The organism is Oleiphilus sp. HI0066, assembly GCF_001635725.1.
The window spans coordinates 1-1,521 of the sequence record NZ_LWFH01001062.1 but is presented as its reverse complement, the minus strand read 5'-3'; the positions used below and the strand labels follow the sequence as shown (position 1 = coordinate 1,521).

Sequence of the window (1,521 nt, the reverse complement as noted above, 5' to 3'; positions counted from 1 at the left end):
TCATCCAGAATGGCCCGCCCTTCAGGATTCGAACCTGAGACCTATCCCTTAGGAGGGGATTGCTCTATCCAGCTGAGCTAAGGGCGGAATAGCTGAGATAATACAACAATCGCCTTACTGGAAAAGTTAAACGAGTGAAAGGTCGTTCATTAGAACTGCAACAGTTAAGGCTCGGTAATTAGTCTTCGCTAACATACTTAGGTAAAGAAATTCTAAATGTCGTACCTACGTCAACTTCACTAGAAACATCGATCTTACCTCCAAATCCTTTGATAATTTCATAGCTGATTGACATACCAAGACCCGTACCTTGGCCAACGGGTTTCGTTGTAAAAAACGGGTCAAAAATCTTTTTAATATTGCCTTTTGATATTCCGCAACCAGAATCCGCTATCTCAGTAATGACCATATTGTTGTCGTTGAACGTCGTAATTCGCAGTGTGCCTGCTTTACCATCCATCGCATGCGAAGCGTTCACCATTATATTTAATAGTACTTGATTAAAAGCGCTAGGGGATAGCTTAACTTGATCACAGTGATTCAATTGTTTTTCNAGCGTGCAGCTATATTTTATTTGATTCCAAACAATGTTCAGCGTTTGCTCAATCAAGTCGTTCACAAGAACCACTGACTCTTCTGTCGTCTCTCGAACATAGCCCTTCATACTATTAGTGATCTCTTTTATTCGCGTACCGCCAGTAATGCTTTCGTCGACTAAGCTATTTGCATCGCTTAGCACGAAATCTAGATCCTCAATCTTCAAGGTTTTCTCAATTGAGACAAGAATTTCTTCATGATTTAGCTTTTCTGACTTGGATAACGATCCCATCAAATCAAGGAGTTGCTTCGTGAGCTGATCAAGGAAAAAGATATATTCCTTCAGTGTGCATAAATTACTCATCATAAAACCAACGGGATTATTGATTTCGTGAGCAATGCCAGCCGACATCTGACCTAAACTTGCCATTTTCTCTGTTAATATTAAGGCATCACGTTTTTGACTTAATTCAGATTCGATGGCCTTTAGCTTTCGGATTAGAGCAGTTTTTTCATCGGTAAGGTTATCGTTATCCTCAGTTATTGATGCGATTTGTGAATTTTGAGATTTTTTAACCGAAAGAGCTGTAGCGCCAATACATGAGGTTGAAACAATAATTAAACCAACCAAGAGGCCTACAGAAGTTGGGGGCATCAGGTAATAAAACAGAACTATTGTCAGTGCCGAAAATAATGATATCACAGACACAATAATAAGCAGCGGCGCTATTGATCTATCTTTCGATTTGTCTGTGTATGTTCTGCTAAACATAGAACTAACCCTGCAGCTTCTGATTTGTAAGCTAGTATAGACAAGAATAGTTTTTTAGGTTGTGTGATTTGGAGGAATATTAGTGAGCGATAAGCATATCATCGTTATAGTTGACGACGAGCAAGATGTGCTCAATTCAATGAAACGCGTTTTTCGGAAATCCCCGTTTGAAGTGCACACCTTTGACTCAGGAGAGAGAGCCGTCGAAGTAC

Annotated in this window: 1 protein-coding gene and 1 tRNA gene; both read right to left on the bottom strand. The window is 39.9% G+C overall.

The features are described 5' to 3' along the window. Nucleotides 1-10 precede the first annotated feature (10 nt). A tRNA-Arg gene (locus tag A3738_RS13290) sits at nt 11-87 on the bottom strand. 91 nt (nt 88-178) lie between these two features. Beyond that, nucleotides 179-1,309, bottom strand: a complete 1,131-nt coding sequence (locus A3738_RS13285; protein WP_082878461.1) for a sensor histidine kinase — start codon at nt 1,307-1,309, stop codon at nt 179-181. Nucleotides 1,310-1,521: the final 212 nt, after the last annotated feature.